The organism is Phycisphaeraceae bacterium, assembly GCA_040222855.1.
Taxonomy (GTDB): domain Bacteria; phylum Planctomycetota; class Phycisphaerae; order Phycisphaerales; family Phycisphaeraceae; genus Mucisphaera.
Genome location: JAVKCD010000003.1, coordinates 573,739 through 592,458, shown reverse-complemented (window position 1 = coordinate 592,458; position 18,720 = coordinate 573,739). Strand labels below are relative to the sequence as shown.

Annotated in this window: 18 protein-coding genes; 10 read left to right on the top strand and 8 right to left on the bottom strand. The window is 62.6% G+C overall.

The features are described 5' to 3' along the window. Positions 1-3: 3 nt before the first annotated feature. Positions 4-903: a LysM domain-containing protein gene (locus tag RIG82_02650; GenBank protein ID MEQ9459841.1), complete on the bottom strand. Its 900-nt coding sequence runs from the start codon at positions 901-903 to the stop codon at positions 4-6. 174 nt (positions 904-1,077) lie between these two features. Between RIG82_02650 and RIG82_02645 the strand changes: the two genes are divergently transcribed. From RIG82_02645 to RIG82_02625, 5 genes are all read left to right on the top strand, one after another. Then, positions 1,078-1,437 (top strand): STAS domain-containing protein, encoded by a 360-nt coding sequence (locus tag RIG82_02645; protein MEQ9459840.1) that lies wholly within the window; start codon positions 1,078-1,080, stop codon positions 1,435-1,437. A 28-nt stretch (positions 1,438-1,465) separates the two neighbouring features. Further along, positions 1,466-1,912 carry an ATP-binding protein gene (locus RIG82_02640; GenBank protein MEQ9459839.1) on the top strand — a complete coding sequence of 149 codons (447 nt, stop codon included), beginning with the start codon at positions 1,466-1,468 and terminating at the stop codon, positions 1,910-1,912. Positions 1,913-1,978: 66 nt separating this feature from the next. Next, positions 1,979-2,533, top strand: coding sequence for an rRNA maturation RNase YbeY (gene ybeY, locus RIG82_02635; GenBank protein ID MEQ9459838.1), 555 nt, complete (start codon positions 1,979-1,981; stop codon positions 2,531-2,533). 88 nt (positions 2,534-2,621) lie between these two features. Further along, positions 2,622-3,902: a hemolysin family protein gene (locus tag RIG82_02630; GenBank protein MEQ9459837.1), complete on the top strand. Its 1,281-nt coding sequence runs from the start codon at positions 2,622-2,624 to the stop codon at positions 3,900-3,902. Positions 3,903-3,923: 21 nt separating this feature from the next. Continuing rightward, positions 3,924-5,474 carry a cysteine--tRNA ligase gene (locus RIG82_02625; protein ID MEQ9459836.1) on the top strand — a complete coding sequence of 517 codons (1,551 nt, stop codon included), beginning with the start codon at positions 3,924-3,926 and terminating at the stop codon, positions 5,472-5,474. Between the two features lie 5 nt (positions 5,475-5,479). Here RIG82_02625 and RIG82_02620 read toward each other — a convergent pair whose 3' ends face one another. The 4 genes from RIG82_02620 to sucC form a co-directional block, all read right to left on the bottom strand. After that, positions 5,480-6,055 carry a GNAT family N-acetyltransferase gene (locus RIG82_02620; GenBank protein MEQ9459835.1) on the bottom strand — a complete coding sequence of 192 codons (576 nt, stop codon included), beginning with the start codon at positions 6,053-6,055 and terminating at the stop codon, positions 5,480-5,482. Between the two features lie 6 nt (positions 6,056-6,061). Next, positions 6,062-6,256 carry a hypothetical protein gene (locus RIG82_02615; GenBank protein ID MEQ9459834.1) on the bottom strand — a complete coding sequence of 65 codons (195 nt, stop codon included), beginning with the start codon at positions 6,254-6,256 and terminating at the stop codon, positions 6,062-6,064. A gap of 31 nt (positions 6,257-6,287) precedes the next feature. After that, the gene (locus tag RIG82_02610) at positions 6,288-6,965 is read right to left on the bottom strand and encodes a hypothetical protein (GenBank protein ID MEQ9459833.1); all 678 of its coding nucleotides are present in this window, start codon (positions 6,963-6,965) and stop codon (positions 6,288-6,290) included. Positions 6,966-7,100: 135 nt separating this feature from the next. Continuing rightward, positions 7,101-8,303: an ADP-forming succinate--CoA ligase subunit beta gene (gene sucC / locus RIG82_02605; protein MEQ9459832.1), complete on the bottom strand. Its 1,203-nt coding sequence runs from the start codon at positions 8,301-8,303 to the stop codon at positions 7,101-7,103. A 120-nt stretch (positions 8,304-8,423) separates the two neighbouring features. On the opposite strand from sucC, the gene RIG82_02600 reads away from it, so the two are divergent. The 3 genes from RIG82_02600 to RIG82_02590 all read left to right on the top strand — a co-directional run bounded on the left by RIG82_02600 (position 8,424) and on the right by RIG82_02590 (position 13,240). Further along, positions 8,424-8,747 carry a hypothetical protein gene (locus tag RIG82_02600; protein MEQ9459831.1) on the top strand — a complete coding sequence of 108 codons (324 nt, stop codon included), beginning with the start codon at positions 8,424-8,426 and terminating at the stop codon, positions 8,745-8,747. Positions 8,748-8,908: 161 nt separating this feature from the next. Beyond that, on the top strand, positions 8,909-12,955 hold the full coding sequence (secA, locus tag RIG82_02595) for a preprotein translocase subunit SecA (protein MEQ9459830.1): 4,047 nt from the start codon (positions 8,909-8,911) through the stop codon (positions 12,953-12,955). A gap of 132 nt (positions 12,956-13,087) precedes the next feature. Further along, complete coding sequence (locus tag RIG82_02590) at positions 13,088-13,240, top strand: hypothetical protein (protein MEQ9459829.1); 153 nt, start codon at positions 13,088-13,090, stop codon at positions 13,238-13,240. Positions 13,241-13,654: 414 nt separating this feature from the next. On the opposite strand, the gene hemW is transcribed toward RIG82_02590, so the two are convergent. Then, positions 13,655-14,779 carry a radical SAM family heme chaperone HemW gene (gene hemW, locus RIG82_02585; GenBank protein ID MEQ9459828.1) on the bottom strand — a complete coding sequence of 375 codons (1,125 nt, stop codon included), beginning with the start codon at positions 14,777-14,779 and terminating at the stop codon, positions 13,655-13,657. A gap of 120 nt (positions 14,780-14,899) precedes the next feature. Here hemW and RIG82_02580 point away from each other — a divergent pair, with 120 nt between their 5' ends. Further along, entirely contained in the window at positions 14,900-15,307 is a 408-nt protein-coding gene (locus RIG82_02580) for an FHA domain-containing protein (protein ID MEQ9459827.1), read from the top strand. Positions 15,308-15,454: 147 nt separating this feature from the next. On the opposite strand, the gene RIG82_02575 is transcribed toward RIG82_02580, so the two are convergent. After that, positions 15,455-16,255, bottom strand: a complete 801-nt coding sequence (locus RIG82_02575) for a ferredoxin--NADP reductase (protein MEQ9459826.1) — start codon at positions 16,253-16,255, stop codon at positions 15,455-15,457. 57 nt (positions 16,256-16,312) lie between these two features. Between RIG82_02575 and RIG82_02570 the strand changes: the two genes are divergently transcribed. Next, on the top strand, positions 16,313-17,443 hold the full coding sequence (locus tag RIG82_02570; GenBank protein MEQ9459825.1) for a DNA polymerase III subunit: 1,131 nt from the start codon (positions 16,313-16,315) through the stop codon (positions 17,441-17,443). Between the two features lie 13 nt (positions 17,444-17,456). Here RIG82_02570 and RIG82_02565 read toward each other — a convergent pair whose 3' ends face one another. After that, positions 17,457-18,629 carry a phosphoribosylaminoimidazolecarboxamide formyltransferase gene (locus RIG82_02565; protein ID MEQ9459824.1) on the bottom strand — a complete coding sequence of 391 codons (1,173 nt, stop codon included), beginning with the start codon at positions 18,627-18,629 and terminating at the stop codon, positions 17,457-17,459. Between the last annotated feature and the right edge of the window lie 91 nt (positions 18,630-18,720).

The window sequence follows — 18,720 nt, the reverse complement described above, 5'->3', positions numbered from 1 at the left end:
CAATCAGTCATCATCACGCTCGCGAACCGGAACCGATGGAATCACAATCGACATCCCCGCCCGCACCGCATTCGGATCCGGCCCGATCGACGAGCGATTGGCATTGAAAATCACCCGCCAATGGGTCGCCGTGCCGTAGTAGCGAACCGAGATCGACGACAGCGACTCCCCAGGCCGAATCGTGTGCCGCTGCACAGCCCGCGGGGCCCGGATCCCCGCTTCTTTGTCCGTCAGGGCACCCGACTCGGTACCCGCGTCAATCGCCGGGATCACGATCGTCTGCCCGATCTGCAACCGAATCGGATCAACCGTCGGATTCGCCCGCGCCAGATCCACCCAATAGCGACTGCTACCGAAAAGCTCGTCCGAAATCGTCGAGAGCGTGTCACCCTCCGACACCTCATACGTCCTCGGCTCAGGACCGCTCTCTGCGGGTGTCGCCCGCAGTACGGTCCTCTGCGCCCCAGGTCGCGGGGGTTCCGACAAGGCCGTCTCCGTACCCGCACCCGTGTCGCCCGACTCAGCGGCCCGATCGGCCGTGGCTTCATCCTCAGCCACGGCATCCGTCTGATCCGCCAGCCCCGCCGGGATCAGCGGACCCGAACTCACCCGTGGCGTCGGCTCCACCGTGTTGACCGGAATCAGCGGACCACGAGTCCGAGCACCAGGGCTGTCCTCACCCTCACCCGCCTCCGGACTCGATCGGTTACTCACGATCGACGGCCGCCCGTCTGCCACCAGCACCGTGTCCGCTGGCGGAGGCTTGAGCCCGCTACCCGCCGAGACCTCGTCCGACCCCGTCAAAACCTCACCCTCCGACCCCGGAACCATGATCCGATAACCCACCGCAAACGTACAGACGCCTATGCCCAGAAGCAACGCGATGTAATAGGTAGGTTTCATGAGTTCTGGACCGCCGGGGTGTATGCCCTTAGTGTACGCGAACAGCCTGCCTGTTTTCCCCAAACCCCGCGAGTTTCTCAAGCCATCACCCCCAGCAGGCAACGATTGCTTGACACCCGTTTCGGCCCCGGCTAACGTCGCGCACCCGACTACGGGCTCCCAGGAGAGCGGTTGATGACCACCAAGGATTCGCGACTCGTCATCCACGAGCAGGGTGAGATCACCCGCATCGAGTTCCTCGACAGGAACATCCTCGAGGAGGCGAACATCCAACAAATCGGCGAAGAGATCTCCACCCTGATCGAAAAATCGTCGAACCCCAAGATCCTCATCAGCTTCGAGAGGGTCGAGCACCTGTCCTCCGCAGCTCTGGGAACGTTGATCACCATCAACAACAAAATCCGCCAGAAAGCCGGACAACTCCGCCTGGCCAACATCGACCCCCAGATCTACGAGGTCTTCGTGATCACAAAGCTCAACAAGCTCTTCCAGATCCACGAGACCACCGACAAGGCGCTCGCTAGCTTCAGTTGACCCCCAGTTCGGAGGGAGACGAGGCACGATGGGCGCAAAAGGCGAGCCCAAAACCCACCAGATCATCATCCCCAGCGACCTCGCTGAGGTCTCAGGGGTCCAGGACCGCATCCTCAAGGACGCCAGCGACGCCGGCTTCTCCGAAGATGCCCAGTTCGCCCTCAAGCTCTGCCTCGACGAGTCCGTCACCAACGCCATCCGACACGGCAACGACTCCGACCCCACGCGCAAAGTCACCATCTCCTACACCATCGACGACCAGAAAATCCAGATCACCGTCTGCGACGAGGGCCAGGGCTTTAACCCCGGTGCCGTACCCGACCCCACACTCGCCGAAAACCTCGAACGACCCTCCGGCCGAGGCGTCATGCTCATGGCCGCCTACATGACCTCCGTCGCCTACAACGACTGCGGCAACAGCGTCACCCTCGTCAAGTCAAGAGACTGCAAACTCCCAAAACCGATCAAGCTCTGAAACCAAGTCCTCTTCGAGACCACAGGAACCCACTCCCCGACGGGTTGGGGGTACAATGCGAATCCGATGCTGACCCCCATCATCCTCCAGGACGATCCCGCCAACGCCCCAGGCGACGACGACCCCGACCCTTCCAGGGCCGATGAGCCCACGCACCCCGCTAACCTCATCGCCGTCTCCCCCGATCATCCCCAGGCCCAGCCCCACGCCGACTGGCTCGCCGCACGCTTGGCCGAGGTCATCACACAACTCAACACACCCCTCATCAGCCTCAGCCTGGCCCTCGTCGATGACGCCACGATGGCCAAACTCCACGACCAATACCTCGGCGACCCCACCACCACCGACGTCATCACCTTCGATCTCGCTGACCAGCCCCGCACCATCGAGGGCGAGCTGGTCCTCTGTGTCGATCAGGCCCGCCGACAGGCCGACCTACACAACCATTCGATCGAGCACGAACTGCTGCTCTACGCCGTCCACGGCGTCCTCCACCTGCTCGGATACGACGACCACGACCCAGATCAAGCTCGCAAGATGCACGCCGAGGAAGACCGCCTGCTCACCCGCATAGGCGTCGGCCCGGTCTACGCCGTCCAAACCAGAAACGCACCGGGCTAAACGCCCGCGAGCGCTGGCGGGCCCCGGACCGCCAGTCGCGACGATGCGGCAAACCGCCGCAACACCGGGGAAGCGAGACGCCTGACCTTTGGAACTGTCGATCATCATCACAGTGGTAGCAACCCTCCTCGGCACTTACCTGGCCGCCTGTAACGTCGCCCTCAAGACCTTCTCTCGACGTAAACTCGAAGAACTCCTGGAGTCTCAGGGACGCCAGTCAGCCATGGCGACCTTCACTCAGCGCCTCCCCAAACTCCAGTTGATGACCGGACTGCTACGCACCGCCTCAAGCCTCCTCGTCCTCCTCGCCGTCCTCGACCTCTTCGTGGGCTCCTACCAGGGCTGGGTCGCCTACGGCCTCGCCTTCGTCTGCGCCGGATCGATCCTCGCGGTCTTCACCGTCGCCATCGCCACCAGTTGGGGCCGCTACACCCCCGAAGGCCTCATCGCCGCCTCACTGCCCGTCCTCTACATCCTTTACTTCATCCTCACGCCCGTACTCCAACTCCTCAACACCATCGACCCCCTCGTCCGCCGCGTCTCAGGCGTCGATCTCGTGCCCGCCGATGAACTCTCCGACGACGTCCTCTCCGTCGTCGAAGATCACAAGCATGGCGGAAACGTCAACGAAATCCAGAAACAGATGCTCGAAGCCGTCTTCGACCTCCCCAACACAACCGCCGGCGAGATCATGACACCCCGCACCGACGTCAAAGGCATCGACACCACCGAGGCAACACTCCCCCAGATCCGCGACGCCGTTACCACCATCGGCTATTCCAGAATCCCCCTCTACGAAGAGAGCCTCGACCAGATCATCGGACTCCTCTACGCCCGCGACCTCATCAAGTACCTCGGCGACGCCGCCGACTTCGACCTCGACCAAATTCTCCGCGAACCCTACCTCGTACCCGAAAGCAAATCCGTCGCCGACCTCCTCGCCGAGTTCCAACGCACCAACCAGCACATGGCCATCGTGCTCGATGAATACGGCGGAACCGCAGGACTCATCACCATCGAAGACATCCTTGAAGAAATCGTCGGCGAGATCCGCGACGAATACGAAGAAGGCGCCGAGCCCGACCCCACCATCTACCCCATCAACGAACACGCCGCCGACATCGACGCCCGCGTCTCGATCGACGAAGTAAACGACCGCCTCGACCTCGAACTCCCCGAAGATGACGACTTCGACACCATCGGCGGCTTCGTCCTCAGCCACCTCGGACACATCCCCAAACAAGACGAGACCTTCGATCTCCAAGGCGTCCGCTTCACCGTGGTCGCCGCAGAAAAAACCCGCGTCGTCCGCGTCCGCATCGAAAAACTCGATGAACTCCCCGCCGCACCCGACGACAACGCCGCCTGATCCTCCGCTAAAATCACGCCGATGATCAAGCCCCGCTTCTACAACACCCTCACCCACCGCCTCGAAGACTTCCAGCCGATCAACCCCGGCCGCGTCCTCATGTACAACTGCGGGCCCACCGTCTACGACTACGCCCAGATCGGCAACTTCCGCAGCTTCCTCTTCGCCGATGTCCTCAGGCGCTCTCTCGAACTCTTCGGCTACGCCGTCCACCAGGTGATGAACATCACCGACGTCGGCCACATGACCGATGACCGCAACGTCGACGGCGCCGGCGAAGACAAAATGGCACTCGCCGCACAACGCCTCAAAGCCTCCAAAAAACAAGGTACCGCCAACGTCGATGACCCCACCGACCCTTACCAGGTCGCCCGCTACTTCGAGCAGGCCTTCCTCGACGACGCCCGCGCCCTACGACTCAAAATCGCCGACGACCCCGAGTCCCATCGCCCCCGCGCCACCGACCACGTCTCCCCCTCCATGATCCCCATGATCGCCCGACTCATCGACAACAACCACGCCTACGTCGCAGACGATGGCGCCGTCTACTTCTCCGTCGAAAACTTCCCCGACTACGGCCAACTCTCCGGCAACACACTCGACCAGCTCCGAGGCGGCGCAGGCGGACGCGTCTCCGAAACCAACCAACAAGCCAAACGACACCCCGCCGACTTCCTCCTCTGGAAACCCGACCACAACCACCTCATGAAATGGCCCTCCCCCTGGGGAACCGGCTACCCCGGCTGGCACATCGAGTGCTCCGCCATGGCACGAGCCTCCCTCAACGCTGACATCATCGACATCCACACAGGCGGAGAAGACAACATCTTCCCCCACCACGAGTGCGAGATCGCCCAGTCACGCGGAGCCTCCGGCAAAGACCGCTTCGCCAACTACTGGCTCCACGCACGATTCCTCCTCGTCGATGGCGAAAAAATGTCCAAGTCCCTCGGCAACTTCTACACCCTCCGCGACCTCACCGACAAAAGCACGGATGGAGTGGGTGGCGGCGAAGGTCGGGGGGTAGGGGGGGGCGGGGGGGTGGGGGGGGTGGACCCTGCGGTCATCCGCCTCGAACTCATGCGCGGCCACTACCGCAAAAACGCCGACTTCCGACTCAAGGGCCTCGAAGAATCCGCCTCCGCCGTCCGCCGCCTCCGCGAAGCCGCCCGCAAACTCAACCTCACCCCGGACACCCCACCCGCCCCTGCCGATCACCCCCAACTCCAACCCTTCATCCGCGCCCTCGCCGACGACCTCAACGTCGCCGGAGCCCTCGCCGCCGTCTTCGAGTTCATCACAAGCCCGCAAGCCCAGAACGCCGCCACCCAGGACTCTGCTGATGAGGGGGGGGTTCTCGCTGCCATGGATTCCGTCCTCGGCATCATCCGTGAGACCGAATCAGCCTCCGGCATAGACGATCAAGCCCAACAACTCTGCGCCGCCATCGATCACGCCCGCGCCACCAAAGACTTCCCCGCCGCCGACGCCGCCCGCGCTAAACTCCAGGCCATGGGCTACATCGTCCAGACCACCAAAGACGGCACCACCGCCCAGAAAAAACTCGCCTAACCCGCTCAGTACCCCGACCCCAGCAGATCAATCGTCCCGTCCGGCCAACCCGCCTTCTCCGGATACACCACCACCAGCTCATCCGGATTAAACGCCGGCATCCGCATCCCCTCCGTCGCCAGCGAGTTGATCACCTCATTACCCACCACCATCGCACCCAGCCGCGTGTAAAACCCCCGGTTGTGCTCACCCGTCTGGAACAGCGAAAACCCGAACACACCCCGATCCACCCGCTCCAGCGCACCCCGCACCACCGCCGCCCCCAACCCCCGACCCCGAAACGCCTCCTCAACCACCACCCCCGACAACGCAAGAACCTCCATCCGCCCAGCAACCGTCCCGATCGTCCGCGCAAACGTCCGCGCCACCGCACACACCCGATCCCCCTCCTTGATCACGTGATACCGATGCCCCCGCTCCGCAGGCCCCTCATACGCCTCCGCTTCCTCAATCAGCCGCCGAGCCTCAACCTCAGCCGCCACCGGCTCATCCCACGGCCACGTCCGCATGCACAACGCCGTGACCTCCGTCGCCAGCGTCAGCTCATCCCCACAAACCGCCACAGTCACCACATCAGCCATCACCACTCACCCGTTCTCCTCCTCCCACTCAGCAAACTCACCCCGCGCCGAAGCCTCAGCCACATACTCAGCAAACTCATTCGTCTTGTAGCTGATAAACACAAACGCGTGATGCAACGTCAGCCACTCAATATCCGTCGGGTCCTTGTCCAAGTCCTTCCGCAACCGATCCAGTTCCGCGAGCAAAGGTTCATGTTTCATGCCCGCAGTGTAGGCATCCATCGCGACCCGTTCACCCCTCCGCGGCTATCCGCCCCGACCCGGCCCGATAGGCGATGTACATGGCGATCGCATAAAAGAGCAAATCCATCGGGTGGAACATCCCGAGAATCCCCGCGTCACGCGCTTCACTGCTGACATAGCCCATCAATGCCTCGTGAACCGCCTCCTGATTCTCAATCAACTCCTCTCGATAATCCTGACGATCCGCTGGCGACATGCCCTCCCACAAAGCCTCCGCCTCCGCCCAGATAGCCGCTGGATAGTCCGCTTCACGCTCCCGCTCCTCATACTCGTCACCACCCGGCCACGCCAGCGTCTCGCCCGCATCGGTCCGCTCCATCGCCACATCGTCCGCCAGATAACTGATCACATACTCATCATCCGTCGCAAGCCGATCAAGCACCGGATCAAACAACTGCGATTGTGCCGTTGACAGTTCATCCTGAATCATGATCTCCACGATCGCCATCTTGCCCAGCGTGATCGAAGCACACGTCACCGCCACCGCCAACAAACCGTTGATCGCCGTGAGATGACCACCCGAACCGTAATACGCCGCCGCCCCGACAAACACCCCGATCAGACAAGCCACCACCGCAAACTCATACTCCGTGGCAAACGCCACCCACGCCCACAAACCAGCACCCAGCAACCCCGCGATGACCATGGCGATCGTACCCCTGAGCATGATGTCAATCCCTTATCCAGAGTCAAGACACAGGCACACCCACGGCATGCCCCGGAACACCGACATTAAGCCCACCAATGCGATATCACAAGAGTGTCTAGTCAGCTTTTTCAGGGATAAATGACCGATTCCCCGCTACGCAGCCACCGCGCCCGTGATCTTCTTCGCCGCGTCCGTCAGGTCCGCACCGATCTGCATCGTCGGGATCTCCTTTTTTGCCGCCTCCAGGATCTTCCGCGCCGGCTCAACATTCGTCCCCTCCAGCCGAACCACCAGCGGGACCTTGAACCCAACCTCCTTCGCCGCCACCACGATCGCCCGCGCAATCGTGTCACACTTCGCAATCCCACCAAAAATATTCACCAGCACCCCGTCCACCTTCGGGTCCTTGAGAATGATCCGAAACGCCTCGGTCACCGCCTCCTCCGATGCCGAACCGCCCACATCCAGAAAGTTCGCCGGCTCCCCGCCATGCAGCTTGATGATGTCCATCGTCGCCATCGCTAACCCCGCACCATTCACCAGACAACCAATCGTCCCGTCCAGCTTGATATACGACAACCCAAACCGCGCCGCGTGCGCCTCATCCGGGTTCACCTCGGCCGGATCCTCGTAACCCTTGATCTCCTCCTGACGCATCATCGCGTTCTCATCAAAGTTCAGCTTCGCATCAATCGCCATCACCACACCATCCGGGTGCTCGTCCGTCGCCTTCGTCACAATCAACGGGTTGATCTCCGCTAACGAGCAGTCACTCTTCAAAAACAGGTCCGACAACTGGTGCATGATCTTCCCCGCCATCCGCACCTGCTGACCCTTGAACCCCAACTGATAAGCAATCTTCCTCGCCTGATAAGGCGCCAGCCCCGCGATCGGGCTGATCGACTCCCGGATAATCGCATCCGGGTTCTCATGCGCCACCTGCTCAATATCCATCCCTCCCTGCGACGAAGCAATCAGCACCGGCGCCCCCGTCTTCCGATCCACCGCGATCGCCAGGTAATACTCCTTCTCAATATCAACACCCGCCGCCACCAGCAGCTTCGTCACCGGCACACCCTCAGGCGGGGTCTGAGGCGTGATCAACGGTTTGCTCAAAATCGCCGCCGCCGCCTTCCGTGCCTCCTCCGATGACCGCACCAGCTTCACGCCACCACCCTTGCCACGCCCACCAGCATGCACCTGAGCCTTCACTACCGCCAACGTCGCCCCATGACGCTTCGCCAGCGTCTCATATGCCTTCTCCGCCTCCATCGGGTTCGTCACCACGATCCCAGGCGGAACCGGCACACCAAACTTCTGAAGCAACTCGCGCGCCTGGTACTCGTGAATGTTCATACTCAAATCGCCTTCCGGTTCGGGGTGAGGGACGACGAGTCTAGCCGGATCAGCCCCCGCCTTCAGCATCCCTTACCACACCCACTGGAACTCCGCCCCCAAGGGGGGCATAATGACACCGTGCAGAAGCCCACCCTCAACACCTCAGCCTGTGCCTGGACCGGCGTCATCACCCTCGTCCTCATCGGCCCCTGCCTCATGGCCCTCACCGTGCCCCACGGCACCAACGGCCACCACGGACTCCTACGACTCGTCTGCTTCCTGCCCGCCGACGCCCTCCACACCGTCTCCGAAAAAACCGCAGCATCAGCCCACGAAGCCCGACAGGACGCCGCCCGATCCGACCTCCGTCGCGTCGCCAAAGCCTCCTCCGCCGCATCCACCAACCCGCTATCGGACCTCGAAGCCCTCCTCGACCTGCCTCCACCCGCCCAGATCGCCTGATCCGCGTCGAACCCCGATGATCGGCCCTCCTGCCGCCTCACCGGGCCCTCCCCCCCGATTTCTCCGATAAACACACCAGATGGCGCCCGCCACACGGGGGCCATAAACCATCCCGCCCGCGGCCAATGCCCCGGACGCTCTCTCGCAAAAAGGTCAATCACATGGTTTCCAAGGCCGTCAGCAAGGTCTTCAGCAAGCTCTTCGGCTCCCGCAACCAGCGCCTCGTCAAGAGCTACCACCGCCGCGTCGAGCAGATCAGCAGCCACGAGCAGGCCACCCGCCAACTCACCGATGCCCAGCTCCGCGACAAAACCGCCGAGTTCCGCCAACGCGTCAAAGACGGCACACCCCTCAGCTCCTTCCTCCCCGAAGTCATGGCCGTCGCCCGCGAAGCCATGGACCGCGCCGTCGGACTCCGCAAAACCCTCGACCCCGCCAACGGCTTCGACGCATCCCAACTCCCCGAAAACCTCCAACCGCTCTACCACGAACTCGTCGAGAAGGCCTCCGCCCTCGAACCCGAGCCCGTCATAGGCGGAGAACCCGCCCCCGGCTGGCTCCAGGTCGAGGTTCCCAACGAACTCTACGACGCCATCCGCGCCATCTACCCCCAGTCACGACCTCCCTTCCGCGCCCGACCCTTCGACGTCCAACTCATAGGCGGAATGGTCCTCTCCGAAGGACGCGTCGCCGAAATGAAAACCGGCGAAGGCAAAACCATCGTCGCTCCCCTCGCCTGCTACGCCGCCTGCATCGAAAACCACCGATGCCACGTCGTCACCGTCAACGACTACCTCGTCCAACGCGACCGCGACTGGGTCTTCCCCTTCTACTACGCCCTCGGACTCACCGTCGGCGCCATCCACCCCCAGCACATGGTCCCCCCTCAACTCAAAGCCCAGGCCTACCACTGCGACGTCGTCTACGGCACCAACTCCGAGTTCGGCTTCGACTACCTCCGCGACAACATGAAACTCTCCACCCAGGAGCAGGTCCAGAAACGACGCGACTTCTGCATCGTCGACGAAGTCGACTCCATCCTCATCGACGAAGCCCGCACACCCCTCATCATCTCCGGCCCCGCACACGACCAGCAGCCTCGCTACGCTCTCGCCGACCAGATGGCTCGACACCTCATCCAGTGCCAGAAGCAGTGGGACGCCGCCGATGAAAAAGTCCAGGCTGCCAACCGACGCATCAAGGGACTCGAAGGCGACATCCGCAACAGCCGCGACAAAGACAAGATCGCCGAAATGAAAGCCGAGATGAAAGACCTCGCCAAGCAGGTCCCGATCCTCGAAGCCCAGCGCGATCAGCACACCCAGTACTACGAGGTCAACCGCGAACGCAAAGCCACCTACCTCACCCACGAAGGCATCGAAGAAGCCCAGAAACAGGCCGACGTCGGCTCCTTTTACGTCGGCACCAACATGGACCTTCCCCACCTCCTCGAAAACGCCCTCCGCGGTCACGTCATCTACGAACGCGATAAGGAATACGTCGTCCAGAACGGCGAAGTCGTCATCGTCGACGAGTTCACCGGCCGCCTCATGGTCGGCCGGCAATGGTCCGACGGACTCCACCAGGCCATCGAGACCAAAGAAGGCGTCACCGTCAAACAAGAAACCCAGACGATGGCCACCGTCACCCTCCAGAACTTCTTCAAACTCTACAAACGACTCGCCGGCATGACCGGTACCGCCATCACCGAAGCCACCGAGTTCCGCGAAATCTACGAACTCGACGTCGTCTGCATCCCCACCAACCGCGAGATCGCACGACACGACCGCGAAGACCTCATCTTCCTCTCCTCCAAAGATAAATGGAACGCCATCGTCGACGAGATCAAACGCGTCCACGACTACGGCCGACCCGTCCTCGTCGGAACCACCTCCGTCGAAAAATCCGAGATGCTCTCCAAACTCCTCAACCAGAAACACGCCATCAAGCACGAGGTCCTCAACGCCAAGCAGCACGAACGCGAAGCACACATCGTCGAAGCCGCCGGCGAACTCGGCGCCGTCATGATCGCCACCAACATGGCCGGCCGCGGAACCGACATCAAACTCCGCGCCATCGACCGCGCCAACCTCGTCCGCCACTGGCAACTCCGCAACCTCCTGCCCAAGCAGGCCGCCGCCGAGATGACCGATGACGAACTCATCAACCTCGCCTACCGACACCAGGCAGCCACCGAACTCGGCCTCAAAAAACGCGACCTCGAAGAACTCCCCGATGACCAGCTCCGCCTCAAACTCTTCCGCCACTGGTGCCTCACCGACGCCTTCCTCGAAGAAAAACGCGTCGAGAAAATGGACCTCGACGACTGCACCAAGGCCCTCGACGAGCTCCCCGACTACGTCAAACACCGCCTCCAGATCTGGACCCACGCCGAAAAAATGGGCGGACTCCACATCGTCGGCACCGAACGCCACGAAGCCCGCCGAATCGACAACCAGCTCCGCGGTCGCGCCGGACGACAAGGCGACAACGGCTCCTCTCGATTCTTCATCAGCCTCGAAGACGACCTCATGAAACTCTTCGCAGGCAAAACCACCATGATGGCCCTCTCCAAACTCGGCATGAAAGAAGGCGACGCCATCGAACACTCATGGGTCACCAAGTCCGTCGAACGCGCCCAACGCAAGGTCGAAGAACGCAACTATCAGATCCGCAAACAACTCCTCGAGTTCGACGAACTCATGGAACACCAGCGAAACACCTTCTACGACCTCCGACAACGTGTCCTCGAAGGCACCGCCATCCGCGACCTCATCTTCGAATACTTCGAAGACGCCATCGAAGACGCCGTCGGCCTCTACCTCGACCCCGAGTTCCGTCGCGGACAGGTCGCCGAGTGGTGCCGAACCAACCTCGAGTTCAGCATCGACCCCGCTCGCATCCACCTCGACAGCCAGGACGACCTCGAAGCCTCCATCCGCAACGGCGCCATCAACGAATCCCGCGATACCATCAACGTCACCCTCGGCGAATACATGCCCGACGAACACAACCCCTCCACCTGGGACGCCAAAGCACTCTCCGCATGGGCCATGAGCCGCTTCCAGGTCAACCTCCCCATCTCACGCATCGAAAAAATGTCCGCCGAAGAAGTCCGCGACCAACTCAAAGAAGCCGCCGCCGAACAGGTTGACAAACGAGACCTCTCCAAACTCGCTATCTACCTCAACGCCCGCTTCGGCTACGAAAAACTCGCCGAATGGGCCAATGCCAAGTTCGAGATCAAGATCGATATCGACGACATCTTCGAGCAGGAGTTCGACGACACCGTCGACCACATCCTCGAAAAAGCCAAGCACGCCTACTCCGAACGCGAAATCGTCTACCCCGTCGAATACCACCTCGAAGCCGTCTATCAGGGCGCCCTCCAGGACCAACGCTGGGCACTCGACCGACTCCTCGAACTCGCCAACAACCGCTACGGACTCGACTGGAACGACGAAACCATCGGCGCCATGTCCGCCCAGGAAATCTACGACAAACTCATGGACACCGCACAGGGCTGGCTCCGCGACGGCCGACTCGAAGAATACCTCGACCAGCAGATCAGCCAACGCAACGCCGACCCCAAAGAAGTCGCCGCATGGGTCCGCGAACGCTTTGGCGTCGAAGTCCTACCCGATGAACTCGAACAAGCCGACAACATCGCCGACTTCCTCAACCCTCGCTGCCGTGAGACCCTCCGCAGTGAACTCACCCAACTCGAACGCTTCGTCCTCCTCCAGATCCTCGACCAGGCCTGGAAAGATCACCTCTACGGCATGGACACCCTCAAAGACTCCATCAACCTCCGGGGCTACGCCGAAAAAGACCCCCGCATCGAATACAAACGGGAAGGCGCCAAACAGTTCCGCGAGATGCAGGCCGGCGTGCGCGACCGCGTCGTCGAACTCATCTTCCGCGCCAAACTCACACCCAACGTCAAACTGCGAAACGTCTACGGCGACCAGCAAGCCGTACACCCCACCGCACAGTCCGCTATGGCCGCCACCCCAGCTGGCGCCGGCAACCCCGCAGACGCAGCGATGGGCGCCGCGGGTCCTGGTGGGATGGGTGGGGGGGCAGTCAGCGCCGAGACCGAACAGCGTCTCAAAGAACGCGCCGCCCAACTCCGCGACCAGGCCGACAACACCACCGCCCCTCTCAACCGAAAACAACGCCGCGCCCGCGGTAAAGGCAAAAAATAACCCGCACACCAAAAACCCTACGAGCCCCGGGGTGCCCCGCGTCATAACCCCAAAGATGGGTGGCCCGGGTCATAACGCCACAGGCGTTTGACCCGGGAACCACCAACCGTTCTCTCCACCCCACTCCAACCCATGCCCCGCCCACCCCGAAAACCCCGCCGCTTCCGCCTCCTCGCCGCCATCCTCGGCCTCATCCTCGGCACCTGGGCCGCCGGCTGCTACCAGCAGGTGCGCTGGACCCAGCAAGCAGCCCAGCAAGCAGCCCAGGATGCCAGCAACCCTTAAAACCACCCCAGCCCGAGACCAAACCCACACCCTCCGCAGCCCCCCTCGGGTGCCACATTTCCGGGTGCCACATGGCACGCTAAAGGCGTGCTGTGTGCCAGCACCCTCACACGCCAGGACCTGTCGTCCACCCCCCCGGGGGTGGCTGTGGTCAGCCAAAGGCTGCCCACAGAATCACCGCATGCGCACACCAGTTACCTATGCGCACAAACCACCGCCATTAAACCCCCTTTGGCGTCGTTTCACGGTCGTTGACCACCACTTCACGTCGTTTTACAGCCCAAAACCACCCCCAAAAACAACCTCAAAACACGCCACAAACCCCGCTAAATCCCCGCCACAGCCTGCGACACCCCCACCCCACCCAAAATCCACCCCCACCATGCGCACACACCCCCATGCGCACACCCGCCCCTAAAGCAGCCGCCCCACCACATCATCCCCCACAAACAACCCCTGCCCCGTCAGCCGCAGGTGCGTCTCCGTCCGCTCCAGCAGCCCCATCCCAACCAACCCCTCGATCTCCGCCCACCGCCAGTCACCCTCAGGCAGCAACGCCCCCAACCAACCCAGCTCCGCCCCCTCAAGCAGCCGCAACCGCAGCATCAGCAACTCCCCACGCCTCTGATGCTCCGGCAGCTCCTCCTCATCCACCCGTGGCGGGGCCGGGCTCCCACTCAAATACCGCCCCAGATGCGGCTCGTTCTTCCACCGCCGACCATCCACATGCGACGCCGCCCCCGGACCCACCCCCAGCCAGTTGTCATTCTGCCAGTACGCCAGATTATGCAGACACCGCTCCCCAGGCCGCGCCCAGTTGCTGATCTCATAGTGCTCATACCCCGCACCCCCCAGCCGCTCCAGCACCCGCTCGTACATCGCCCGCTCCAGCTCCTCCTCCACCCGCCGCACCCGCCCCAGCCGCAGCCGCGTCGTCAACGCCGTGTTCGGCTCATACGTCAGCCCATAACACGACACATGCTCCGGCTCCAACGCCAGCACCTCATCCAGATCACGATCCAGCTCCCCCAGCGTCTGACCCGGGATCGCGAAAATCAGGTCCAGGTTAAGCCGCCTCACCCCCGCAGACCGCAGAATCCGCACCGACCGACCCACATTCACAGGATCATGCCAACGCTCCAGAGCTTTCAGAAGACGCGGCTGAAAACTCTGAGCACCGATCGAAAACCGCGTCACCCCGCCCGCCACCAGCGTCCCGGCCAACTCTTCTGTAACAGTCTCCGGATTCGCCTCGACCGTAAACTCTTTCACAAAAGAACGATCCAGCACTTTGTCTAGCCCGTACAAAAGCAGGCCCCATACTTCAGGACTCATAAGCGTCGGCGTCCCGCCCCCAGCAAACACCGTCCTCGCCTCGATCCGCATGTCCCCCGCCGCTCGCTCCAACTCAGACACCAGCGCCCGCACAAACGGCTCGTGCCGGTCCGTCCGGCCCTCAGGCTCCGCCAGACTGTAAAAATCGCAGTAATGACACTTGTGGAAACAGAAGGGAACGTGCAGATAAAGACTCGAAATCATCGCGACCCCTGATCCCAGCGACGCACCAACCCCATCTCCAGCTTCCGGGTTTTCTTGGGGCGGTGAATGGGCCATCGCAGGGTATGATGACCGAAGAGTCCGCAACGTGCGTGAGGTGACATGAACATCGAACTCGTCATGTTCAAAGCCGACGGCAGCCACAGGGCCTTCCCCCTGAGCACCGGCAATGTCATCGTCGGCCGCGCCGCCGGCTGCGACCTCCGCATCCCCCTCGCCTCCGTCTCACGCAAGCACTGCGTCTTCGAGGTCGAAGACGACGCCGTCACCGTCCGCGACCTTGGCTCCTCCAACGGCACTCACCACAACGGCCTCCGCATCACCGATGCCCAACTCGAGCCCGGCGACGAAATCACTATCGGCCCCGTCGTCTTCCGCGTCCTCGTCGATGGCCAACCCGATGACCTCGAACCCGTCATCTCCGTCATCCCCGCCCAAAGCCGCACCGACGCCGAAGAACCAACCTCGCCCCAGCCATCCCCCACCCAAGCCCTCTCCCGCGAGGACTAAGCCATAGGTCATGGCCACGCTCCACGCCTGATGGCGGGTGCCCAGAGTCCTCGCGCACCGTGACCCGGGAACCAGAGGCCCCCTCCCCTCAACTTACGACTTTCTCCTCTCCACTCTCTAGCTCGGCCTTCGGCCGAGATGGGGGGGCTACCAATACCTCTCAAAATGCAGATTCCCGTCCGGGTGCTCACGACCCTTCGTCACCCACCCCCGCGCCTCCAACTCTTCCTGACACTGATCGATCATCGCCGGATTACCGCACAAAAACACATGTGAATCCTCAGGCGTAAGCTCCACCCCCGTCAGCTCACGGTAACGCTCCGACTCCAGCACCACGTGCACCCGACCCCGCAAACCACTCCAGTTCGACGTGTCCGGCTCCCGCGTACAGATCGGCACATACACCAGCGACGCATCCTCCCTCGCCGCCTCCTCCAGATCACCACGATACCCAAGGTCCGCCGCCAGCCGCGTCCCGTGAATGATGACGATCTTCCGCCAACGACCCGCCCCCCGATACTGCTCGAACATCGACAGATACGGCGCCAACCCCGTCCCCGTCCCGATCATCACCAGGTCCTTGCCCTCCGGCACACCCTCCAGCGTGAAATGCCCCTTGAGCTTCGGATCCATGAACAACCCATCGCCCGCCTTCAGTTCCCACAACCGTGGCGTCAGCTTCCCCTCATCCACCCGCACAATGAAAAACTCCAGGTATTCCTTCTGCCTCGGCGCCGACGCGATCGAGTACGCCCGCCGAATCAGCTTCGGACCCTTCCGCCTCGGATTCGGCGCCGCCTCATGGTCGATCACCCCCAGCGTCGCAAACTGACCCGGCTCAAAATCAATCGCCGTCCCATCCTCATAAGCCACGCGAAACGCCGCCAGCTCCGGGTTGAAATCGATCCGTTCCAGCAGCCGCGCGTTGTAGGGATTGTCCTCACTCATGAGCCCGAGTTTACAGACCCATCCATCCCTTGTCCTCGCCACACTAGACTGATCGATATGCGAAACCTCATCGGCCAGCAGCACGCCATCGACCTCCTCACCCGGCAACTCGCCTCGGGCCGACTCCACCACGCCTATATCTTCCACGGACCCGCCGGCGTCGGCAAAATGACCGCCGCCCTCGCCTTCGCCGGCGCCTACCTCTGCCAACAACCCGCCGACGGCCAACCCTGCAACACCTGCCCCTCCTGCAACCACCTCGGCGAAACCCTCCTCAACGCCACAGGCCTCGACCAACTCACCGATGACCCCACCGAACTCGACCTCAGTCAGGTAGGCGGAGGTCATCCCGACCTCCACATCATCACCAAGGAACTCGCCCGCTACGCCGACGACGCCGACATCCGCAAACGCAAACTCACCCAGATCCCCACCGAGATCCTCCGCGAACAACTCATCGAACCCGCCTATCACGCCCCCGTCCTCAGCGGGCGCAAAGTCTTCATCGTCGATGAAGCCGAACTCCTCAACCTCACCGGCCAGAACACCCTCCTCAAAACCCTCGAAGAACCCCCCGCCGGCACCATGATCATCCTCGTCACCTCCTCCGAGGACCGGCTCCTCCCCACCATCCGATCACGCTGCCAACGCATCGGCTTCATCCCCCTCGACGACCAGCACGTCCGCGACTTCCTCACCCGCCGCGCACAAGACCTGTCCGCAGACGATACAGAGAGACTCGTCGCCCTCGCCGATGGCAGCCTCGGCCGCGCGCATATTGCGTTGACGTTCAACCTCATCGAACCAGCTTTGATCGTCGAGCGCGGCCTCAAAGAGATCGAAAACGGCCGACCGCAGCCCGAACTCGGTGCCGAAATTCACCAGACCATCGACACCTTCGCCGCCGCCTGGGTCGAAAAACACGCCGGGGCGTCCAAAGAAGCCGCCAACCGCCTCGGCCTGAGCCTCATGGTCGCGCTGATCTCTGGTATCGCCCGCCGCCGCCTCACCACCCTCGCCCCCACCTTAGACCCTGATACACCCGAGACTTCCGATCAGGTTATGGCCGGCCCCCTCGGCACCATCGACGCCGTCGAACGCTGGCAACGCCTCGTGCGCACCAACGTCAACCTCTCCCTCGCCTGCGATCACCTCGTTGCCAGCATCGAACGCGCCGCCCTAAGCTGATTCGCATACGAGCTTAGTGCAGAAAGAACCGCACCCCCGACATCGCCATCACCATCCCGTGCTCGTTCGCCGCCGCGATTAAGTCCTCATCCCGCTTCGATCCGCCCGCCTGCAGCACCGCGCGCACACCCGTCCGCGCCGCCCGATCCAGATTATCCCGGAACGGGAAAAACGCGTCCGAGCTGATCGCCAGGTCATCAAACTGCTGGAGATACGCCTCGCGCTCACTGGGCGTGATCGGCACCGCGTCCGCCGTCAACGCTCCACGCACCTGCTGCTGCTCGATCGGCCCCAGTTCCTGCCAGCGCACAAACTGATCGATCACGTTCACCTTCTCCGCCCGCGCCAGCCCTTCCCGAAACGGAAGGTCCAGCACCCGCGGGTGTGTCTTGAGCAGCCACGCCTCCGCCTTGGCGCACGCCAGCCGCGTGCACGCGATCCGGCTCTGCTGCCCCGCCCCGATTCCCACCGCCTGACCGCTCACCGCCAGCGCGACCGAGTTCGACTGCGTGTGCTTGAGCGTCACCGTCGCCACCATCAGCGCCTCCGCCGCCCCATGCGTGAAGTCCTGTTTCTCCGTCACCACCCGCTTGAGCAGCTCCGGGCTGATCACCTGATCATTCCGCTTCTGCTCCAGCCGCATCCCGAACTCGACCCGCTCCTCCAGCTCAGGTGGTTCGTAGGTCGGGTCGATGTCCAGGATGAGGTACTTCCCACCTTTCTTGGCCTTGAGAATCTCCAAGGCCTCTGCCGAATAGCCCGGCGCGATGATCCCGTCCGACACCTCCGGCTTGAGCAGACGCGCCAGCGACTCGTCCGCCGGCTCGCTCAACGCCACAAAGTCCCCAAACGACGCCGATCGATCCGAACTCCGTGCCTTCGCGTACGCCGTGGCAATCGGCGACAGATTCGGCCCATCATCGATCAAATGCCCCCGGCAGAAGGTCTCGGTCAGCTTCCCCGCGATTGCCGACCCCGCCGGGCTGACGTGCTTGTATGACGCCGCCGAGGGCTTCCCCGTCACCGCTTTCAGCTCCCGGACTAACTGCCACCCCCGCAGGGCGTCCAGCACATTGATATAGCTCGCCCCCCCGTTGACCACCCGCAGCGGGGTCTGGCCCTCCGGCATCATCACCCGGGCCCCGGTCTGGTTCGGGTTGCATCCGTATCGAAGCTCGATGTCCATGCTCACTCCTGCAGGTTTACCCAGATAACCCCCTCCAACCATCCGGTGGTGGGCATATGAGTATCGGAAGTTACTCGAATCCCGACTGGAC